The 18,333-nt window shown below is 69.6% G+C and carries 23 protein-coding genes; 11 read left to right on the top strand and 12 right to left on the bottom strand.

Features of this window, described 5'->3' with window-relative positions; all coding sequences use genetic code 11:
- Positions 1-221 precede the first annotated feature (221 nt).
- The 5 genes from ABFX50_RS36160 to ABFX50_RS36180 all read left to right on the top strand — a co-directional run bounded on the left by ABFX50_RS36160 (position 222) and on the right by ABFX50_RS36180 (position 2,909).
- Positions 222-491 (top strand): hypothetical protein, encoded by a 270-nt coding sequence (locus tag ABFX50_RS36160; RefSeq protein WP_346152897.1) that lies wholly within the window; start codon positions 222-224, stop codon positions 489-491.
- Positions 488-1,642: a hypothetical protein gene (locus ABFX50_RS36165; protein ID WP_346152898.1), complete on the top strand. Its 1,155-nt coding sequence runs from the start codon at positions 488-490 to the stop codon at positions 1,640-1,642. Before ABFX50_RS36160 ends, ABFX50_RS36165 begins: the two co-directional genes overlap by 4 nt.
- Positions 1,643-1,645: 3 nt before the next feature.
- The gene (locus ABFX50_RS36170; protein ID WP_346152900.1) at positions 1,646-2,038 is read left to right on the top strand and encodes a hypothetical protein; all 393 of its coding nucleotides are present in this window, start codon (positions 1,646-1,648) and stop codon (positions 2,036-2,038) included.
- A 161-nt stretch (positions 2,039-2,199) separates the two neighbouring features.
- A complete protein-coding gene (locus ABFX50_RS36175) occupies positions 2,200-2,478 on the top strand; it encodes a hypothetical protein (protein WP_346152902.1) in 279 nt (92 codons plus the stop codon).
- On the top strand, positions 2,475-2,909 hold the full coding sequence (locus ABFX50_RS36180) for a hypothetical protein (protein ID WP_346152904.1): 435 nt from the start codon (positions 2,475-2,477) through the stop codon (positions 2,907-2,909). The genes ABFX50_RS36175 and ABFX50_RS36180 overlap by 4 nt, the downstream gene beginning before the upstream one ends.
- Positions 2,910-3,128: 219 nt before the next feature.
- Here ABFX50_RS36180 and pruA read toward each other — a convergent pair whose 3' ends face one another.
- Together pruA and ABFX50_RS36190 are read right to left on the bottom strand one after the other, a co-directional pair.
- Entirely contained in the window at positions 3,129-4,802 is a 1,674-nt protein-coding gene (gene pruA, locus ABFX50_RS36185) for an L-glutamate gamma-semialdehyde dehydrogenase (protein ID WP_346152905.1), read from the bottom strand.
- Positions 4,803-4,804: 2 nt separating this feature from the next.
- Positions 4,805-5,722, bottom strand: a complete 918-nt coding sequence (locus tag ABFX50_RS36190) for a proline dehydrogenase family protein (protein WP_346152907.1) — start codon at positions 5,720-5,722, stop codon at positions 4,805-4,807.
- 76 nt (positions 5,723-5,798) lie between these two features.
- On the opposite strand from ABFX50_RS36190, the gene ABFX50_RS36195 reads away from it, so the two are divergent.
- A complete protein-coding gene (locus ABFX50_RS36195) occupies positions 5,799-6,842 on the top strand; it encodes a PucR family transcriptional regulator (RefSeq protein WP_346152908.1) in 1,044 nt (347 codons plus the stop codon).
- Here ABFX50_RS36195 and ABFX50_RS36200 read toward each other — a convergent pair.
- The 4 genes from ABFX50_RS36200 to ABFX50_RS36215 form a co-directional block, all read right to left on the bottom strand.
- Positions 6,826-7,524 carry a glycoside hydrolase family 16 protein gene (locus ABFX50_RS36200; RefSeq protein ID WP_346152909.1) on the bottom strand — a complete coding sequence of 233 codons (699 nt, stop codon included), beginning with the start codon at positions 7,522-7,524 and terminating at the stop codon, positions 6,826-6,828. The two genes, ABFX50_RS36195 and ABFX50_RS36200, sit on opposite strands and share 17 nt — an antisense overlap.
- Positions 7,525-7,529: 5 nt before the next feature.
- Entirely contained in the window at positions 7,530-8,099 is a 570-nt protein-coding gene (locus ABFX50_RS36205; protein ID WP_346152911.1) for an FMN-binding negative transcriptional regulator, read from the bottom strand.
- 10 nt (positions 8,100-8,109) lie between these two features.
- Positions 8,110-9,216 (bottom strand): glycosyltransferase, encoded by a 1,107-nt coding sequence (locus ABFX50_RS36210; protein ID WP_346152913.1) that lies wholly within the window; start codon positions 9,214-9,216, stop codon positions 8,110-8,112.
- Between the two features lie 107 nt (positions 9,217-9,323).
- Positions 9,324-11,180, bottom strand: a complete 1,857-nt coding sequence (locus tag ABFX50_RS36215; RefSeq protein WP_346152915.1) for a SpoIIE family protein phosphatase — start codon at positions 11,178-11,180, stop codon at positions 9,324-9,326.
- A 44-nt stretch (positions 11,181-11,224) separates the two neighbouring features.
- Between ABFX50_RS36215 and ABFX50_RS36220 the strand changes: the two genes are divergently transcribed.
- Positions 11,225-11,923, top strand: coding sequence for a GAF and ANTAR domain-containing protein (locus tag ABFX50_RS36220; protein ID WP_246453577.1), 699 nt, complete (start codon positions 11,225-11,227; stop codon positions 11,921-11,923).
- A gap of 9 nt (positions 11,924-11,932) precedes the next feature.
- On the opposite strand, the gene ABFX50_RS36225 is transcribed toward ABFX50_RS36220, so the two are convergent.
- Complete coding sequence (locus tag ABFX50_RS36225) at positions 11,933-12,307, bottom strand: STAS domain-containing protein (RefSeq protein ID WP_346121200.1); 375 nt, start codon at positions 12,305-12,307, stop codon at positions 11,933-11,935.
- Between the two features lie 198 nt (positions 12,308-12,505).
- Between ABFX50_RS36225 and ABFX50_RS36230 the strand changes: the two genes are divergently transcribed.
- Together ABFX50_RS36230 and ABFX50_RS36235 are read left to right on the top strand one after the other, a co-directional pair.
- A complete protein-coding gene (locus tag ABFX50_RS36230) occupies positions 12,506-13,282 on the top strand; it encodes a SigB/SigF/SigG family RNA polymerase sigma factor (protein ID WP_183659443.1) in 777 nt (258 codons plus the stop codon).
- A 12-nt stretch (positions 13,283-13,294) separates the two neighbouring features.
- The gene (locus ABFX50_RS36235) at positions 13,295-13,705 is read left to right on the top strand and encodes an ATP-binding protein (RefSeq protein ID WP_346152917.1); all 411 of its coding nucleotides are present in this window, start codon (positions 13,295-13,297) and stop codon (positions 13,703-13,705) included.
- 339 nt (positions 13,706-14,044) lie between these two features.
- Here the strand turns inward: ABFX50_RS36235 and ABFX50_RS36240 are convergent, their stop codons facing one another.
- From ABFX50_RS36240 to ABFX50_RS36260, 5 genes are all read right to left on the bottom strand, one after another.
- Positions 14,045-14,239, bottom strand: a complete 195-nt coding sequence (locus ABFX50_RS36240) for a hypothetical protein (RefSeq protein ID WP_183659447.1) — start codon at positions 14,237-14,239, stop codon at positions 14,045-14,047.
- Between the two features lie 6 nt (positions 14,240-14,245).
- On the bottom strand, positions 14,246-14,968 hold the full coding sequence (locus tag ABFX50_RS36245) for a hypothetical protein (protein ID WP_346152920.1): 723 nt from the start codon (positions 14,966-14,968) through the stop codon (positions 14,246-14,248).
- A gap of 40 nt (positions 14,969-15,008) precedes the next feature.
- On the bottom strand, positions 15,009-15,584 hold the full coding sequence (locus ABFX50_RS36250; protein WP_346152921.1) for a hypothetical protein: 576 nt from the start codon (positions 15,582-15,584) through the stop codon (positions 15,009-15,011).
- Between the two features lie 78 nt (positions 15,585-15,662).
- A complete protein-coding gene (locus ABFX50_RS36255; protein WP_346152922.1) occupies positions 15,663-16,118 on the bottom strand; it encodes a helix-turn-helix domain-containing protein in 456 nt (151 codons plus the stop codon).
- Positions 16,119-16,120: 2 nt separating this feature from the next.
- A complete protein-coding gene (locus ABFX50_RS36260) occupies positions 16,121-17,266 on the bottom strand; it encodes an FAD-dependent oxidoreductase (RefSeq protein WP_346152923.1) in 1,146 nt (381 codons plus the stop codon).
- 147 nt (positions 17,267-17,413) lie between these two features.
- Between ABFX50_RS36260 and ABFX50_RS36265 the strand changes: the two genes are divergently transcribed.
- Positions 17,414-17,806, top strand: coding sequence for a MarR family winged helix-turn-helix transcriptional regulator (locus ABFX50_RS36265; RefSeq protein WP_346152925.1), 393 nt, complete (start codon positions 17,414-17,416; stop codon positions 17,804-17,806).
- A gap of 63 nt (positions 17,807-17,869) precedes the next feature.
- Positions 17,870-18,319, top strand: coding sequence for a YdeI/OmpD-associated family protein (locus tag ABFX50_RS36270; protein ID WP_346152927.1), 450 nt, complete (start codon positions 17,870-17,872; stop codon positions 18,317-18,319).
- The last annotated feature ends 14 nt before the right edge of the window (positions 18,320-18,333 follow it).

Genomic DNA, 18,333 nt, shown 5'->3' on the forward strand with positions numbered 1-18,333 from the left:
TCGGCCCCGGGGTCCGCTGGCAGGCGGTCCGGGGCCATGAACGACCTAGTCGAGGAGGTCGCGGTGCTGAGCACCACTGTACCCGTATGGGTGCCTGCCACACAGGCGATCCGAAGGGACAGACCCTCACATAACACGGCTCGGATCCAGCATGTCGATAGTCGCGATGGCGCCCGTGGATCCAGCATGGTTGCCACCACCGGACGGGGAGCGGTGGCGGCATGAGCGAAGCCATCCTGATCCCCGCGGAATGGCTTGCTGATCCTCGGCTCACCTTCGAGCAGGTCGGGATGCTGGCATACCTGGCCAGCTTCCCGGATGGTCATGTCTTCGATATCGAGACCGTGGGTACGGAGATCTTCGCCGACGATCTCGCGGCGCGGCTTTCCGCTATCGGGGCTCTCCGCCTACGCGGATACGTGGTCTTCCGCGGGTTCCCCGAGTTCACGCTGTGCCCCCGCACAGATGAATGCCCGCGGGACGTCGAATGAAGGAGACCCCCGCGACGCGCAAGCGCGTAAGGCCGTACACGAAGCTGTACAGCTCCACCATCCGCGACGACAGGCTGTCGTTCCGCGCTTTGGGCGTGCTGACCTTGATCCTGGATCTGCCGGAGGACTGGGTCGTGCGCGCGGAGGCGCTCGCAGCCGGGGCCGGTCGCGAAGGCCGAGATGCTGTCGCCAAGGCGCTGCGCGAGCTGGCCGCCGCTGGTTACTACCGGGTGGAGCGGCGCCGGGAGAGAAGCGGTCGCTTCTCCATGGGTAACGCGATCAGCGACGAGCCTGTCGCCTCTTGGGCGGCGGAGTACGTGGAGTTCGGGGGCAAGCCAATCCCGCTTGTGCAGCAGCCTGACGGGTCGTACATGGTTCTGCACGCCGACGATTCTTTGACGCCTGACGGGTTCGGCCCCGAGCATGCTGGGGGTCAAGGAATGGAAAGCCCAGGTCAAACCGGAAACGGGTTTTCAGGGTCCGGTGAGGTGATCAAGAATCCGGGCGAAAGGGACGCCACCGGAAACGGGTTTTCAGGGTCCGGTAGCGGATCATGCGGGTCGGGCGAAACGGACACTACCGAACACGGGAAACCAGGCCCCGGTGAACCGGAGTCCGGTGGGCCAGGGCCCTTTAGTAGTACAGAGACGGAGAACAGAGAAGTAGAAACCCCGCCGGTTCTCGCCGTAGGCGAGCTAACCGTGGTCAACGCGCACGCGGGCGAGGCGCCTTCGGCGCAACCGAAGAATTCGTTCGCAGGCCGAAGCCTGATCGCGGCCGTGCCCCGCTACCGCGAGGCGCCCGGCTGGGCGAAGGCCCGCCTCGCCGACATGGCCACCGCCACGCTGGAAAGCTTCGGGCGCGACGCGATCATCGAGTTCGCCCGCACTGTCAAGCCCGGCATGTTCAAAGACCACCAGCACGTCCCCGAGTTCCGGCACGCCCTCCGCCTGCTGGGGCAGGCCGTCGCCCTCGGCCACGCCTGCCGCAACTGCGGGCGTCCCCCCGCGGACTGCCCCTGCCGTACAGCGGTCGCCGACCCCGTCCTCCTCGACGCCCCGTGGACCGAGGAGGACCAGGCGCAGTGGGCGCGAACGCTGGACGCGTTCGGACTGACCGAAGCCGACCTCGACGCCGTCCAGGAGGGATGAGCGATGGAGCCCAACTCCCGCGAGGTGCGCAAGTGCAACCTCTGCCACCGCCGGATCTTCTTCGCGCTGACGAAGAACGGGCAGTGGCAGGCGCTGGACGCGGAGGCCGAGCCGGCGCTGGGCAGCGTCGCGGCGTACCGGCGCGGCATCCGGCTGTGGTGGTGCCGGTCGCTGCTGGCGGCCGACGCGGACGAGTACCCGCCGCATCCGCTCGAGCGGCGGTTCACCCCGCATGCGCAGACCTGCCCCGGCTGGAAGCCGCAGCAGCAGGAGATCACCGGGATCGTCGTCGAGTCGTCGCCGCGCGCTCTGCCCCAGCGTCAGCAGGCGGCCATCGAGGGGCGGCCGAGCAACGTCGTCCCGCTCCAGCGTCGCCGCTCCGGCTCTGCCACGTGAAACCCCGGCCCTGGTATCGGCCGAGCACAGCGCTGTTTGCCAGACAGTTTCCGACATCAGGAACAGATCGACGTTTGGCCGGGTGACGGCATCAATCGTCAAGGTCAAGGAACGCGAGCCGCGCCCCGCACCTCGGGGCGCGGCTCGCTAGGTTCTGGGCCATGACCAGCACTTGGGCCGTGAGCCCCGACGCGATCACAGAGGTGATCCCACGAATCACGATCCCGCCGAGGCGTGACCTTGCCACGGCCCACCACGACACCGCGGAGTTTCCAGTGATCGTGGCGGCGCCCGTCGACTACCGCCAGCTCGCGCCCGTGGAGGCGAGGCCGCTGCCGTTCCGGCCGTGGCGGATGATCTGGTGCCTGATGGCGTTCGGGCATTTCTGGTTCCCCGGTGTGGCACAGTGCTTGGACTGCGGGTGGGGGCGTCGACGATGACGGCCCGCGAGGTCGAAGGCCGGAGCGGACAGCGCGCGGATGAGGGCGGGATGTTCCTGCCGCCCGGCGGCGGCGTGGACCTGCGGCACTGCGGTGTCCCGATGGCCCACCAAATCAGCGCGATGCAGTGGACGGTGAACCGGTTCGAGGGCTGGCGGCCGGGGCCGGGACGGTCGCGGCACGCGTTCGCGTGCCAGCGCTGTGAGGCGAAGGCGCTGGTCGACTTGGAGACGCCGGACGCGGTGTGGACGTTCCAGCAGCGCGAGCGGCAGCTGCCCGGCGACGAGGGCAGGTCACGCAAGATGGCGGCTCGGCGGGCCTCCATCGCCGAATGGGATCGGCGGGTGCGCGAGCAGGTGGCGGCCGCGCCGGACGCGCACGCGATGGCGATCGCCGACGCGGTGCTGGCCGCGCTCGAGGAGGCCGGGTGACCGCGACCGGGTTCCCGCCGACGGTGAGGGCGGCGATCCGGTCGCGGTCGATGGGCGTGTGCGAAGCGTGCGGGCGGCGGCCGGCGACGCAGCAGCACCACCGCGATCCGCGTGGGATGGGCGGCGACGCGCGGGCGAGCGGGAAAGGCCGAAGCCCCGGGATTCGTATTCGAATCCCGGGGCTTTTCGTTTTGTGCGGCCGCTATTCGCGCAGCTCGATTAGTAGCCGAGCGTCTTCAGGTCGGGCTGCTCATAACCGTTCTGCGGAATGTCACCCCTATATGGTGGCGTGATAATCGGGGGAACGAACGTCTCCTTGATCGTGCGGGCGTTCACCCAGCGGATCAGGTTGAAGATCGAGCCGGCCTTGTCGTTGGTGCCCGACGCCCGGGCCCCGCCGAACGGCTGCTGCCCCACGACTGCGCCCGTCGGCTTGTCGTTGACGTAGAAGTTGCCCGCGGCGAACCGCAGCCGCTCCGACGCCGAGGAGATCGCGTAGCGGTCCTGCGCGATGATCGAACCGGTCAGCGCGTACGGCGAGGCCGACTCCATCTGGTCGAGCACCGTGTCGTAGCGCGAGTCGTCGTAGACGTGCACGCCGAGGATCGGCCCGAAGTACTCCTTGACGAAGATCTCGTCAGTCGGGTCGTCCGACACCACGATGGTCGGCTTCACGAAGTAGCCGACGCTGTCGTCGTAGGAGCCGGTCAGCAGGTTGAGCGAGCCGTGCGAGGAGGCCCTGTCGATCGCCGCCTTGTGCTTGGCGAAGGCCCTGTCGTCGATGACCGCGCCCATGAAGGTCGACAGGTCGGCGGCCACGTCGCCGATGGTCAGCGACTCGGCCGTGGCGACCACGTCGTCCCTGATGAGCGACCAGATCGAGCGCGGGATGTAGGCGCGCGAGGCCGCCGAGCACTTCTGCCCCTGGTACTCGAAGGCGCCGCGGATCAGCGCGGTCGAGAGCACCGCGGGGTCGGCCGACGGGTGGGCCAGGATGAAGTCCTTGCCGCCCGTCTCGCCGACCAGGCGCGGGTAGCCGTGGTAGCGGGAGATGTTGGCGCCGACCGTGGCCCACAGGTGCTGGAAGGTAGCAGTGGAGCCGGTGAAGTGGATGCCGGCGAGCGCGGGGTGCGACAGCGCCACCTCAGACACACCCTGGCCGTTGCCGGTGACCAGGTTGATGACGCCAGGCGGCAGGCCCGCCGCCTCCAGCAGCCGCATCGTGAAGTGCGCGGCGAACTGCTGAGTGGGCGACGGCTTCCACACCACGACGTTGCCCATGAGGGCGGCCGAGGTGGGCAGGTTGCCGGCGATGGCGGTGAAGTTGAACGGCGTGATCGCCAGCACGAAGCCCTCGAGCGGGCGGTACTCCATGCGGTTCCACACCCCGGGCGAGGACACCGGCTGGTCGGAGTAGAGCTGGCGGGCGTAGGCGACGTTGAAGCGCAGGAAGTCGATCAGCTCGCAGGCCGCGTCGATCTCGGCCTGCTGCGCCGACTTGGACTGCCCGAGCATCGTGGCCGCGTTCAGCGTGGCTCGCCAGGGCCCGGCCAGCAGGTCGGCGGCCTTGAGGAAGATCGCCGCCCGCTCGTCGAAGGAGAGCGCGCGCCACATGGGCGCCGCCTCCAGCGCGGAGGAGATCGCGTCCTGCACGTCCTGAGCCGTAGCGTCGTTGGTACGGCCCAGGACGGAGGCCTTGTTGTGCGGCTGCACGACGTTGATCGCCGCGCCGCCGCCCATCTTCTCCACGCCGCCGATCGTCATGGTCAGGTCGATGGAGGACCCGGCCAGCTCCTTGATCCGGTTCTCCAGCGTGGCGCGCTCAGCGCTGCCGGGCGCGTAGCCGTACACCGGCTCGTTGGCCGGGGTCGGGACGTTGCTGATCGCATCCATGATCACTTACCCCCAAGGGCACGAAGGAAGAAGGCGACGTTGGCGGGGCGCTCGGCCAGGCGTCGCATGAAGTAGCCGTACCAGTCGTCGCCGTAGGGCACGTAGACGCGGACCGTGTGACCGGCGCCCGCGAGGGCTTCCTGCTTGTCGGTCCTGATGCCGTAGAGCATCTGGTACTCATAGTCGCCGATCGAGCGAGAGAAGCGGTCGGCGAGAAGTTCGGTGATCGCGATGAGGCGGTCGTCGTGCGTGGCCACCATGGGGTAACCCTTCCCCGCCATGAGGATCCTCAGGCATCGCACGTAGGCCCTGTCGACCTCGGCCTTGGACTGGTGGGCCACCGAGGCAGGCTCGCGGTAGGCGCCCTTGACCAGGCGCACCCTGCTGCCGGAGGTGGACAGGTCCCTGCAGTCGGCCTCGCTGCGGAACAGGTAGGACTGGATCGCGACGCCGGTGGAGGGGAAGTCCTCGCGCAGCGAGCGCAGAATCCCGAGCGTGGAGTCGACCGTGGTGTGGTCCTCCATGTCGAGGGTGACCGTGGAGCCGTTGAGCGCGGCGGCCTCGCAGATCTCGCGGGCGTGGTCGAGCGCCATCGAGTCGCTCAGCTCCTGCCCGACCGCCGACAGCTTCACCGACACCTCGGCGCGCGTGCCGAGGCTCAGCGAGCGCAGCTCCTCCAGCAGGGTGATGTAGGCCTTGGCGGTCGCGGCGGCGGCGCCCGCGTCACGCGTCTCCTCGCCCAGATGATCGATGGTGACGGTCAGGCCGCCGTCGACCAGCCGCTGGACGGCCGCGCCTGCCTCGGAGACGGTCTCGCCGGCGACGAACCGGTCGACGACCTTTCTGGTGAGCGGCAGCCCGGACACCGAGCGGCGCACAAGCCTGCTCCGTGATCCGGCGAGGAGAAGTTGACCCAGCATGCTTACAGGCTAAAACCCCTGCTCAGGCTGGACCCATTGACGTCCGTAACGCGCGATGTGGCAGGCTGTCATACACATGCACAAGACCGATGACCTACAGGACATCGTCGACGAGACTGCCCGCCTGCTCGGGGTCTCCGCGACGCTGGAGGACCGCTCCTTCCGGCTGCTCGCCTACGGCGCGCAGCACGGCGACATCGACACGGTCCGCCAGGAGTCCATCCTGCGCAGGCGCGCCAGCAGCGAGGTACGCGCCTACTTCGAGCGCTTCGGCATCGCCAGGGCGGAGGGCCCGGTCCACATCCCGGCCAGCGAGACGCTCATGGCCAGGGTATGCGTGCCGCTCAGGCACACGGGGGTGACCTACGGCTACCTGTGGCTGCTGGGCGAGCTCGCCGACGCCGCGCTCGAACGCATCCGCCCGTTGATCGCCAGGGCCGCCTCGCTGCTGGCCCAGGAGGCGCGCAGCCGCCACGACCTGGGCAGGGAGCTGGCCGTGCTGCTGTCGGCCGACCCCGAGGAGCGGGCGGGAGCGGCGCTCGACCTCACGGGGCCCGTGACGGCGATAGCCGTACGGGAGTCGGCCGAGCGGGTGGCCGCGCTCTGGACACTGCCGCGCGGGGTGCTGGCCCGCGCGGGCCAGCCCGTCGCGGTGCTGGCGCCCGCGCACCTGGCCGCCGAGATCGCCGGCCAGCTCCAGACCACGTACGGCACCGCGGCCGGCCTCGGCGGCCCCAGGCAGGAGCCCGCCGACGCCTGGCAGAGCTGGCGCGAGGCGCGGCACGCGCTGCGGATCGCCGAGCACTTCCCCCGCTTCCACCCGGTCGCCAGATGGGCCGAGCTCGGCGTGCACCGGCTGCTGGCCAGGCTCGGCACGGCCGACCTGCGCGAGCTGGCCGAGGAGGCCGCGCCGCTCGACGGCGAGCTGGCGCACACCGTGGAGACCTACCTCGACCTCGGGGGTCACGCCCAGAAGGCGGCGGCGGAGCTGGGCATCCACCGCCAGACCCTCTACTACCGCCTCGGCAAGGCCGAGCGCCTGACCGGCCTCGACCTGTCCGACGGCGACGACAGGCTCGCCGCCCACCTCGGGCTCAAGGCGGTCAGGTTGCTCCCGTGAAGCGGTAGACCTTCACCCAGTCGACGTACATCGACACGGTGTCGGGCGTGGAGGAGTTCCTGCACGGCGACCACTCGTTGCAGACGACGTCGTTCTGCAGGGCCAGGCCCATCCTGCGGCCGTCGGGCACGTGCGGGCCCCTGTAGTCCCACACCTTCTCCCCGTCGAGCCAGAACGTCAGCCGTCCGGGCAGCCAGTCGACGGCCACCGTGTGCCACTGGGTGAAGTCGGCCCGCAGATGCTTCTGCGCCCGCTGCCTGCCCGCGTGGACGAAGATGCCGCCGCCCTGGCGCTTGGGGTCGATGATCTCGGCGAAGTCGATCTCGGCGTACTCGCCGTCGCTCTGCCTGTCGGGCCACAGCAGCGCCACCGGCGTGTAGCCGGCGCCCCGCTCGGCCTTGAACCTGACCTCCCAGCGGCCGTACTCCTGCGACGTGCGGGTGGCGATGCCGCCGGACAGGTCCTTGCCGCCGTAGAAGCCGCCCTTCAGCCTGAGCACGCCCCCGGAGACCGAGGTGGCCTTGCCCGTGCGGGGGTTCGTCTCGGCGCCGGGGGAGTCGTAGACCATCCACCTGCTGGTGCTGAGCGAGTCGAAGCTCTCGGTGAAGACCGGTTGGAAGGGCCCTGACGGGGCGGGGGTCACGAGGAGCGACGCCGCCACGAGATAACCAGGAATCGACATGGGTCTCAGGAAAGCACAGATTTCGCTTTGGTAACGGCCCTTTGGACCCTCTCGCGGTGTTCTTCGCTCTTGTTCCCGTCGTACTTGAACTTCCCGCGCACCTCGTCGACCGCGAGCCGCAGGCCCCTGATGCCCGACAGCTGCCTGGGCATCCGCGAGGGGTCGCCCAGGGTGGGCTCGAGGTCGGCCAGCTGACGTCTCAGCACGTCCAGCTTGCCCTCGTCGTCGGTGACGATCTCCGCCGTGCAGATCAGCTGCACGGCGGAGTAGTAGGTCGTCGGCACCCCCAGCGTCGGGTCCGTGCCCGGCTCGGCTCGCCACTCGCCCCTGATGTAGGTCCACGGCCCCGTGACCGACAGCACGACTCTCGGGTTCTCTTCGATGGCCTTCCAGACCGGGTTGGGTCTGGCCAGGTGCAGAAGTACCGTGCTGTCGTCGGCGAGGAGGAACTGGGTGGGAACCACCACCGGCACGTCCCTGCCGCGGCCTGCCGCGATCAGGGTGCCGAACTGGTGGTCACGAACGAAGGCGAGGGAGTCCTCGTGCGAGCCTGCATCCCAGGGGTGGATAAGCATGCACTAGACCTTATAGAGATTCGTAAACCCTCAGCAACTCCTGGCTGACGCGCTCCCACGAGTAGCGAGACCTGGCCCTGTCGGCGCCCGCGTAGCCGATGGCGGTGCGCCTGGTCGGGTCGGCGAGCAGTTCGCGGACGAGCCTGGCGGTCTGGGCGGGACGGTCCGGCGGGACCAGCAGCCCGGTCACGCCGTCGACGACCGAGTCGAGGTGCGCGCCGACGGCCGAGGCGATGACCGGCACGCCGCAGGCCATGGCCTCCAGCGCGACCGTGCCGGCGGGGGCCTCGCGCGGCAGCGACATCACCAGGTCGGCGCTGCGCATGAGCTTGGCCACCGACGCCTTCGGCACCTGGCCGAGCACGGTGATCCGGTCGGCCACCCCCGCCTGCTCGGCGAGGTTCAGCAGGCGCCTGGCGTCGCGGTCGTCGGACAGCCCCTCGGCCGGCGGCCCTCCGGCCACGACCAGTTCGGCGTCGGGGACGGCCGCGAGGGCGCGGACCACCGTGGGCGCGCCCCTGTCGACGGACAGCGGGCCGACGTGTAGCAGCCGCTTGCGGGTGCCGCGCGCGGCCGCCGCGCCCTGGCGGCGGAAGCGCTCGACGTCCACCCCGTACGGCACGACCGCGATGTGGTTGCGCGGCACGCCCATCCTGATCAGCTCGGACTCCTCGTCGCCGCACCCCGCGACGACGGCGTCGGCCCTGCGGCCGAGCACCTGCTCCAGCTTGAGCGTCTTGGCGGACTGGACCGTGCCGAAGCTGTGGTGGAAGGTCTGGATGACCGGCACGCCCAGACCCTTGGCGCCGGCCACGGCCGCGAGGCCGCCGGTCCACGAGTGGGCGTGGATGACATCGGGCCTGTCCTGCTGCCAGCGGCTCATGAGATAGGCGCCGACGTCCGGCAGGAACGGGGCGACCTGGTCCGCAGGAAGGTCTTCGGCGGGGCCTGCGTCTATGGTCTCGACGGTGACGCCCTGGCTCAGCTTGGTCCTGGCCTTCAGGTCGGCGCCGTCGCGGCGGCTGTAGATGGTGACTCGGTGCTCGCGGCCCAGCTCACGGGCGACGGCGAGGATATGAGTGCGGCGCTTGTCGGAAGCGACGATAGCAATATGCATGGCACACCCCTGGGAGGGAAAACATCCTTCAGGTGTGCCTGCGTCTTAGGCACTCGAACTACCCCATAGGAATACCCCAGAGCCGCGAGAAAGTAAACCTCGCGCGCTCAGGCAACCTTCAGGGCGAGCACCACGATCTCGTCCCAGATCCGTCCCCCGGCAAAGCCGTGCCTGTCCTCCTCGATGGTCTTGACGACCGTCGCGGGCGTCTGCTCGACGCTGCGCGCCAGCACGTCGGCCAGCCGTTCCTCCCCGTAGGGCTCGCCGTGCTCGCCCCGCGAGGAGATGAGCCCCTCCGAGTAGAAGACCAGTGTCTGGCCGGGTGCCAGCTCGATCTCCTCCACCGCGGTCTCCGCCCCATCCGCGATGCCCAGCGGCACTCCGCCTCCGGAGGCGAAGCGCACGCTCCCGTCCTGCTGCACGAGCGCGGCCGGATGGTGTCCTGCCGAGCTCAAGCGGATGCGCCTGCCCCTCACGTACCCGGCGACGGCCATCACGAACATCCCCGAGCGCTGCGCGACCAGAGCCTCGTTGACCTTGCGCATCGCCTGGTCGGGATCGTCCTCCCAGACGCTCAGCACGCGCAGCCCTCCGCGCACCATGGCGCTCACCGAGGCCGCCTCCTCGCCCGAGCCGACGGCGCCGCCCAGGGAGAACCCCCATCCGCCCTTCACGGGGAAGACGTCGTAGAACTCCGCGCCCACCGAGGCGCCCTGGTGGTAGATCGCCGCGGCCTCGAAGCCAGGGATGTTGGGCAGGGCGCGCGGCACCACGCTGGCCGTCAGCGCCTCCGCCGCCTGCGAGCGGTCATGGAAGCGGTCCTGTGCCGACAGCGCCAGCCCGAGGTGCGCCCCGATCTCCTGGAGCAGCCCCAGATCGGCCAGCGTGTACGGCGGGCGGTCGTGTGAGCGCACCAGCGTCAGCGCCCCCCTGATCGACCCCTCGGCCCCGATGGGCACGCACACCAGCGAACCGGCGCCCATCGCGGTCAGCAGCGGCCCTTCGAGGGAGGAGCCGAGCAGCGACTCGTCCTCGACCATCTCGTGCACGACGCCCGAGCCCTGGTCGAGCACCTGCGCGACCACGGGGCCCGCGGCGGGATCGGCCCGCTCCACCAGCCTGACCAGCTCGCCGATCGGCTGGTCCTTGGGCCCCACCACCACCGACCTGCGCGGCAGCCCGTCGCGCACCACGTCGCCGATCACCCAGTCGGCCCACTCGCCGGCCAGCAGCCTGGCCGTCCTGGGCAGCGCCACGGGCCTGCGCAGGCTCTCCTCGTCGAGCAGCAGCGCGGCCATGCGCGACAGCAGCTCCTGCCGCTTGGCCGCCATCATCAGCAGCGACGCGTCGGACAGATCGGGACGGCTGGAGCCGGGCTCGGGCAGCTGCACCTGTATCGGCAGCACCACCGCGGCCACCATGTGCTGGGCCTCGCCCGGCATCGTCAGCCTGGTCAGCGACAACTGCGCCACGTGCGTGCGGCCCTGGTGGGTCAGCCTGGTCTCGAAGGCGGCGTTCTGCCCGGTCTGCAGCACCCGGGTCAGGTGCGAACGGAAGGCGGCCCGCCTCGGCACGTCCACCAGCAGCGGGAACGAACGCCCGACCAGGAAGCCGTCGGGGCTGCCCAGCAGCCTGGAGGTTTCGCTGTTGATCCGCCTGATGACGCCGCCGCCGTCGAGCACGATCACGGGGACGGGGAACATCCTGAACACCTGGCGCAGCAGCTTCAGCTCGCGCTGGGAGCCGCCGCCCTGCTTGCCGCCCTGGCGGCGCTGCCCCCTGCTCAGCTCCGCCTTGGCGGCGGCCAGCAGGTCGATGGCGGTGTCGAGCTCGGCCAGCGCGGCGTCGAGTGTCTGCGCCAGCTCACCGGGGTAGGCGGTTCTGGCGGCGCGCAGAGATGACACGCGCTCGATCAGGTCGTCGAGGGCGTGTTCGAGCGCGGTCAGGCCGATGGGTTCGGTCACCTGTTTAATCTAGGCTCATCGGGAAGGGATTCGCCATGGCTAGAATGATCACCTCTGTGTTGGCGCGAGATCTTGCGACGCTCGGGCGGGTGGGTGAGGACACTTCGAGTGAAAGCGTACTTCGGGGCCTCACAACCACCCTGGCCAGGGGCGTTCCAGGCTGCTCCGGCGGCTCGGCCGAGCTGTGGCGCGACGACAGAGTACTGGTGTCCGGCTCGCACAGCGAGCTGATCATGCTGGTCGAGGGTGAGCGCGAGATCGGCGAGGGCCCCTCCATCGAGGCGCGTAACACGCGGCAGCGCGTCGTGATCGGCGATGTGCTGCGCGACCGGCGCTGGGCCCGCTACTCCGGCCTGGCGACCAGGTGGGGTGTGCGCTCGGTGCTCCTGCTGCCGATAGAGGTCGCCCCTGTGCTGCTGGTGGTCGGCCTGTACGGCGTGCGCCCCGGAGCCTTCACCGCCCAGGCGGCCGCACCGCTGGCGGAGATGCTGAGCGAGCAGGTCGGGGTGGCCATGGCCAACATGTGGGACTTCGACGAGGTCCGCACCGACGCCGCCCAGATGCAGGAGGCGCTCGCCGGCAGGGCGATCATCGACCAGGCCAAGGGCATCATCATGAAGTCGAGCGGATGCAGCTCGGAGGCGGCCTTCGAGGAGCTGCGCCGCGTCTCCCAGCACCACCAGGTCAAGGTCGCCGACCTCGCCCGTCTGCTCGTCGAGGAGCACCAGCGCAAGCAGCGCTGAGGGCCTGCTTCAGCCCAGCGCGGCCATGGCCTCGTCGAGGGTCTCGTAGAGCGGCAGACGCTGAGCGAGCCCGGTGATCCACATGACCTTGGAGGGGGAGTAGCGCACCCCCACGAGCGCGAATCTGGCGCCCGCCGACGTGCTGGTCTGCCAGTGGTGCACGATCAGGCCCAGCGCCCTGGAGTCCATGAACGTCACGGCCGACAGGTCGAGAACCAGGTCGGGCCCGTGCGAGGCCACGACGTCCGAGAGGAAGTCGGCGAACTGCTCCCTCGTCGTCGCGTCGAGAATCCCGTCCACCTCGACCACCGCGAGCCCACCCGCGGTCGACGACGTCAGGTTCAGGGCGGCCACCGGCCACTCACCGTTCTCCGACACCGTCACGAACGCCTCCCATTGATCCAACCCCGGCAGAGCAACCTTACTGTCAGAAGACAGGGGTTGAATACTCCACCCTAATGTGGGAAAAATAGAAGCGAAGTCCAGCAGAGGGCTTCTGAGCGACCTCGATAGAGGCGCGCCTCTGCCTGGGCTTTTTCGCTGTGCAGGGGCGGCCGGCGACATATATAGGAGCACCCAGCGATGGCTGTTCAGCAACTCGCCCTCGAAGAGATGACCGCCGAAGAGCTTCTGGCCGAGATGGTCAGCGAACAGACTCCTGACTCCGTCAAGGAACGACTGCGCGAGCGCGTGGTCGAGATGCACAGGCCGCTGGCCACCGAGATCGCAAGGCGCTACCGCTACCGAGGCGAGCCGATGGAGGACCTGCTCCAGGCCGCCTACGTCGGGCTCATGAAGGCCATCAACGGCTTCGACGCCAGCCTCGGTCACGCCTTCAGGGGCTACGCCGTCGTCACGATGACCGGCGAGGTCAAGCGGCACTTCAGGGACCGCACCTGGGCGATCAGGGTGCCGAGGCTCTACCAGGAGCGTCGCTCCGAGCTCAACCGCCTGGTCTCCGACCTCAGCCAGGACCTCGGCCGCTCGCCGACCGTGGCCGAGCTGGCGGCGAAGATGAACATATCGGAGGAGGACGTGCTGCTCACGCTCGACGCGTCCGCCGCCTACAGCACGCTCTCGCTCGACGCGCCGCTCGGCGCCGACGACGACGCCGCCTCACTCGGGGACGTCATCCCCGAGGACGACGACACGCTCAACAACCTGGTCGACCAGCAGGCCGTCAAGCCCCTCATCGACGCCCTGCCCACGAGGGAGAAGAACATCCTGTTGCTGCGCTTCTTCGGCAACATGACGCAGGCCGAGATCGCCGCCGAATTCGGCATCTCGCAGATGCACGTCTCCCGTATCCTTCGCAAGGTCCTCGACCAGCTCAGGACCGAACTGATCTCGGAACGCTAGGCGGTTTCACAGGTGAACGAGGACGCAGGGCCTCCGGTCAAGGAACTGGCCTTCCGCCTCCCCGATCTTCCTGAGGTCCGTCACTTCGCGGCGATCCACGCGCGTGACGCGGGCCTGACCGAGGAGAGCGTCGGCGATCTGCTGATCGCCGTCAACGAGGTGGCCACCAACGCGGTGACCCACGGAACCTCGGGCAAGGCCCGCCTGCGCGTGTGGAACGAGCCGGGCGACCTCGTCGTGGAGATCCACGACGAGGGACGATGGAACGTGGTGGGGCGCCCTGGCAGCGCGGCGCCCACCCCGTACGCCACCCATGGCATGGGGCTGTGGGTGGCGCGCAAGCTGACCAACGGCATCACCTTCCGCACCGGCCACGAAGGCAGCACGGTGACGATGAGGTTCGCGCGCAGACTCCCTCGATGACGGCGCTTCTGCCCCTCTGAACCGCTTTCGGGAACCCCGCCTGGGACCCGCTCCGGCCTACCCTGCTACCCGCTCCCGGCCTACCCTGCTACCCGCTCCCGGCACGCCGCCTGAGGCTTCCCGGCTAAGGCGTCCCGGGGCCTGCTCCCGGCTACGCCGTCTGAACGCCGGGCTACCCGTCTTGGGACTTGCTTCCGGGTGCTCGGGACCTGCTCCTGCTCCCGGCCACGACCGGACCCCGGCAGAGTACCGAGCCGAGCGGGCGTACAGCGGGCCGGACGCGCTCCTCACGCGCGAAGGGGCGCCCCCGCCCGGGGGCGCCCCTTCCACGTTCCCGTGCTAGCGGCGCGTACGGCGCCAGCCGCCTCCTCTGTAGCTGCTGACGCTGGCAGTGCCGATTCCCGCCTGATGAAGGGCGAGCAGGCACAGGCCGAGCAGCGCGAAGGCCATACCGCTGATCCCCGCGATCCTCGTGTTGAGCAGATCGAGCAGGAAGCCCAGCCCGAAAATGATCGCGGCCACGATGGCGAGCATGTCAGATCACCTCTCTCCCGAACCGAGCGTGAGCAGCCGTTCGAGCATCTCGCGGTATTCGCGCAGGGCCAGGCGCAGCTGCTCGGTCTCGCCCTCACCCGCGTTCTTCCATCTGTCGCGCATCTCCGTCGTGCGGGCGGTCAGGGTGGAGACCAGCTCCTCCACCAGGAGGTCGGCTCGCTCGACCGACTCTCGAGGGTCGTCGACGAACGAGGCCTGCAGTTCGCGCCAGCGGGTGCGGACCTGCTCGGGGTCCTGGTCGAGCAGGTGTCCCGAGCGGACGGGCGCGGCCTGCCCTTCAGGCTGCTCCCCGGCCGGCTCGGCCGTCCCGGCGGGCTCGGTCGTGGACGGGGTGGCGGGCTCGATGGTGGCATCGGCTGCGGACCCTGTCGTGGATCCCGCCCCTGGCCCCGCCATGGGCTGAGTGCCGGCGTCGGTGGTCCCCGCGACCAGGACGTCACCCGTCCTGTCGTAGGGGTCCCTGTAGCGAGGGTCCGGCGTCTGGTCGTCCTGGCTCAGGTCGTCCCTGGCGACGTCGTCCCTGGCCAGGTCGTTCCGGGCTGGGTCGTCCCTCAGCCGGTCGTCCTGGATCCGGTCGTCCCTGGTCTGGCCCTCCCAGGTCTGGCCGTGCTCGGACCTGGTGTCGGCCGTCGCCTGGAAGTCACGATCGGTCGGGTCGCCCACGGCGTCGGGGTCGTCCCGTCTATCGTCGACGCGCTGTTGTGGCACCTGGAGCTCATCCTCTACGTGCCGGCGCTCATCCATATCGTCACCGTCCTCCGGGGTCGTGACGGGTGTGGTGGGGGGAATCGTTCTGCAGCAACTCTTCGAACAGCGCGCGGTAGTGCACCATCGCCTGGCGGAGCTCCTCGGTGGAGGCCTCCTTCCTGGCGGCGCGCCCGCTGATCTCGTGGGCCTGGCGGTAGCGGTCGAGCGTGGCGCTGTGGCCCACCGACAGGGTGGAGACCTTCTCCTCGAAGTCATTGGTCGGATAGCCGCGGTCGCTCATGACCGAGGTCACCAGCTGGTCGGCCTCCGTCACCGCGAAACCCGGCGCGTCGACGAAGCGCTCCTGCACTTCGAGCCAGCGCTTGGCGTAGTTGTCCCTGGCGTCGGAGTCGAGGGGGCGGATGTCGAGCTCGGCGAAGCGCTGCTCGCGGGCCAGCATCTCCTGTTCGGCCTCACGCCTGCTCTCGTGTTCGGAGACCATGCGCTCGTACTCTGGACCGAATCGGTCGCGGAGGCGAGCCCGGCGTTGCTGTTGCAGGACGACGTAGCCGATCGCGGCGATGGCTGCCACCACCACCACGACGACGGCCACCCAGATCAGAGTTTCCGTGGTCATCAGACGCCTCCGGGTCTGTCGTGATGGACCGTGATTGGCCATCCGACTGCCCCGCAGACAAGTGTCGAAACGCCGCGATCAGCCTGGTTCGACGGCCTTCAAGGCGCTTTCCAAGATCCGGGCGACATGTGAGCCCGACGGGGAGGCAGGGATCTCCGTGAATCCGTTCGCGGGGTCGTAGGCCACATCGAGGCCCTGTTCGGCAAGCCTGCGCGCCCACCGCACGGCGGTGTTGAGCCGCTCGGGAGCCACCCGTCCGCCCTGCGCGGCGACGGAGAGATTGCGCAGGTTCGTCGCGGGCCCCGACTGGGCGTGCGCGCGGCTGAGAGTCCACGGCAGCGCCGCGCCGTGGTCCATCTGCGGCTTGGCCAGGCCCGCGGCCCGCTTGGCCTGCAGGACTCCCGACTCGCTGACGCCGAAGTGCGCCGCCAGCGCCTGCACGCTCATCCCCGCCTCGACCAGCCGGGCCAGCTCGGCTCTGTCGATCGTCGGCCTTCGACCCACCACGCCCTCCACGCTCTCTGTGCCGTCCATTCTCACAGGTCGATGTGGTGGCGGTACATCCACGCGAGGGACTCGTCGCCCGCCGACCTCCTGAGGAAGACGGGGAGCATCAGATCCCTGAGGACCCTGGCGACGGGTCCCGCCGCCTTGCGGTCGCTGATCTTCCTCGACCAGGCCACCACCCGCTCGACGCGGGCGCGCCGCCGGCGCTCGTAGCTCTCGAAGGCAGCGGTGTGGCCGGGCTCCTCGCGCAGGCAGGCGGCCAGCACTATCGCGTCCTCGATCGCCATCGAGGCGCCCTGTCCCGAGCTGGGTGAGGTGGCGTGCGCGGCGTCGCCGGTGAGCAGCACCCTGCCACGGTGCCAGGTCGGCACAGGGGGCAGGTCGTGGATCGGCAGGCCGGGATCCACGCTGCCGCGGCGGACGAGGCCGGCGAAACGGTCGTCGTCGCCCGCGAGCGCCTCGGCGAGCGCGGCCCGCCAGTCGGCGGGCTCGTCGCCGAGCCGGCGCGGCAGGTTGGCGAACCACCAGGTCTGGCCCGAGGCGGCCACGGTGTAGCCGAAGAACGCCTTCCTGCCGAAGACCATGTTGTAGACGCCCGGCTCGCCGGTGACGCCGGCGTCCTCGACGATGCCGCCGAGGTTGTACAGGCCGCTGTAGCGGGGCGCGGGCGCGGCCTGGTCGAGGAGGGTACGGGTGCGCGAGTGCAGGCCGTCGGCGGCGACGATGATGTCGCCGGTGGCCTCGGCGCCGTTCTCGAAGCGGGCGGTGACGCCCTTCTCGCTCTCCTCGTAGGAGACCAGGCGCCTGCTGTACGTGATCGGTATCCCCCGGCCGAGGGCCTCGTCGCGCACGACGCGGTAGAGATCGGAGCGCTGGATGGTGTGGCTGACGGTGCCGTCGTCCAGGGCCAGGCCGTTGGCGACCTCGCCGAGCCGCCTGCCCGTGCCGCTCCACATGACCATGCGAGGCGTGGGGATCCCCGCCGCCATGACCGCCTTGTGGGCGTCGAGGGTACGCAGGGCGTCCAGGCCGTTGGAGGCGACGTTCAGGAACGAGCCGACGTCGTCGGCGGCCCGGTCGTAGGCCTCGAAGATCTCCGCGTCGATGCCCACCTGCCGGAGCGCCATCGCCGTTGCCGGACCGCCGATGCCGCAGCCGATGATCAGAGCCTTCATCGTGATATCCTTTCCACATTATTTAGTTCGGCCGAACGAAATATATGCGGGAGAGGGCGGCGCGTGTCAACGGATATTTCGGAGAACCGAAAGAAACTTCTCGAGTCGCTCTTCCTGGCAGGGCGGGAGAACAGCAACGCTGCGGTCATGTTCCACACCGCCGTGGGGGCGCGCATGGGGCTCGGCATGACGGAGGAGAAGGCGCTCGACCTGCTCCAGCGGCACGGGCCGCTGACCGCGGGGGAGCTGTGTGAGTACACGGGACTCGCTCCCGCCTCCGTCAGCGGGCTGATCGACCGGCTGGAGGCCAAGGGGCTGGTGCGCCGCACCCGCGACGCCCGCGACCGGCGGAAGGTCATCGTGGAGGTGGACCACGAGAAGCTCGCCGGATTCGGCGAGCTCTTCGACGAGCTGGTGGCGGGGCTGACCGAGCTCTACCTCGGTTACAGCGACGAGCAGCTGGAGCTGATCCTCGACTTCCTGACCCGCGCCACGGCCGTCCAGCGCGCCGCCACATCGAGCCTCGACGCCGCTTCCTGAGAGGTCGTTGACAAATTATTTTGTCGGTGGGAGGCTCGGGGCACCGACCTTGAGGAGCGCATCGTGAACTTCACCGCCGAACTCATCGGAACAGGCAAGACCACGACCGGCCTCCAGGTGCCGGAGGAGGTCGTCAAGGGTCTGGGTGGCGGCGGTCGTCCCAAGGTCACCGTCACGCTCAACGGGTTCGTCTTCCGCTCCTCGATCGCCAGGATGGGCGGGGACTACTGGCTGGGCGTCAGCGCGGAACGGCGTGAGGCGGCGGGCGTCGCCGCCGGCGACGTCCTCGACGTCCAGGTCGAGCTGGACGTCGAGGAGCGCACGGTCGACGTCCCCGCCGACCTCGCCGGGGAGCTGGAGGCCGACGCCGGGGCCAAGGCCTTCTGGGACACGCTCTCCTACAGCAGGCGCCGCTGGTTCGTGCTCTCGGTCGAGGGCGCGAAGCAGCCCGAGACCCGCCGCCGCAGGGTCGGCAGGGCGATGGAGCTGCTGAGGCAGCGCCGCAGCGGCTGAGCCCTCATCCGCCG

It is taken from the genome of Nonomuraea recticatena, from assembly GCF_039533245.1.
Lineage (GTDB): Bacteria > Actinomycetota > Actinomycetes > Streptosporangiales > Streptosporangiaceae > Nonomuraea > Nonomuraea roseola.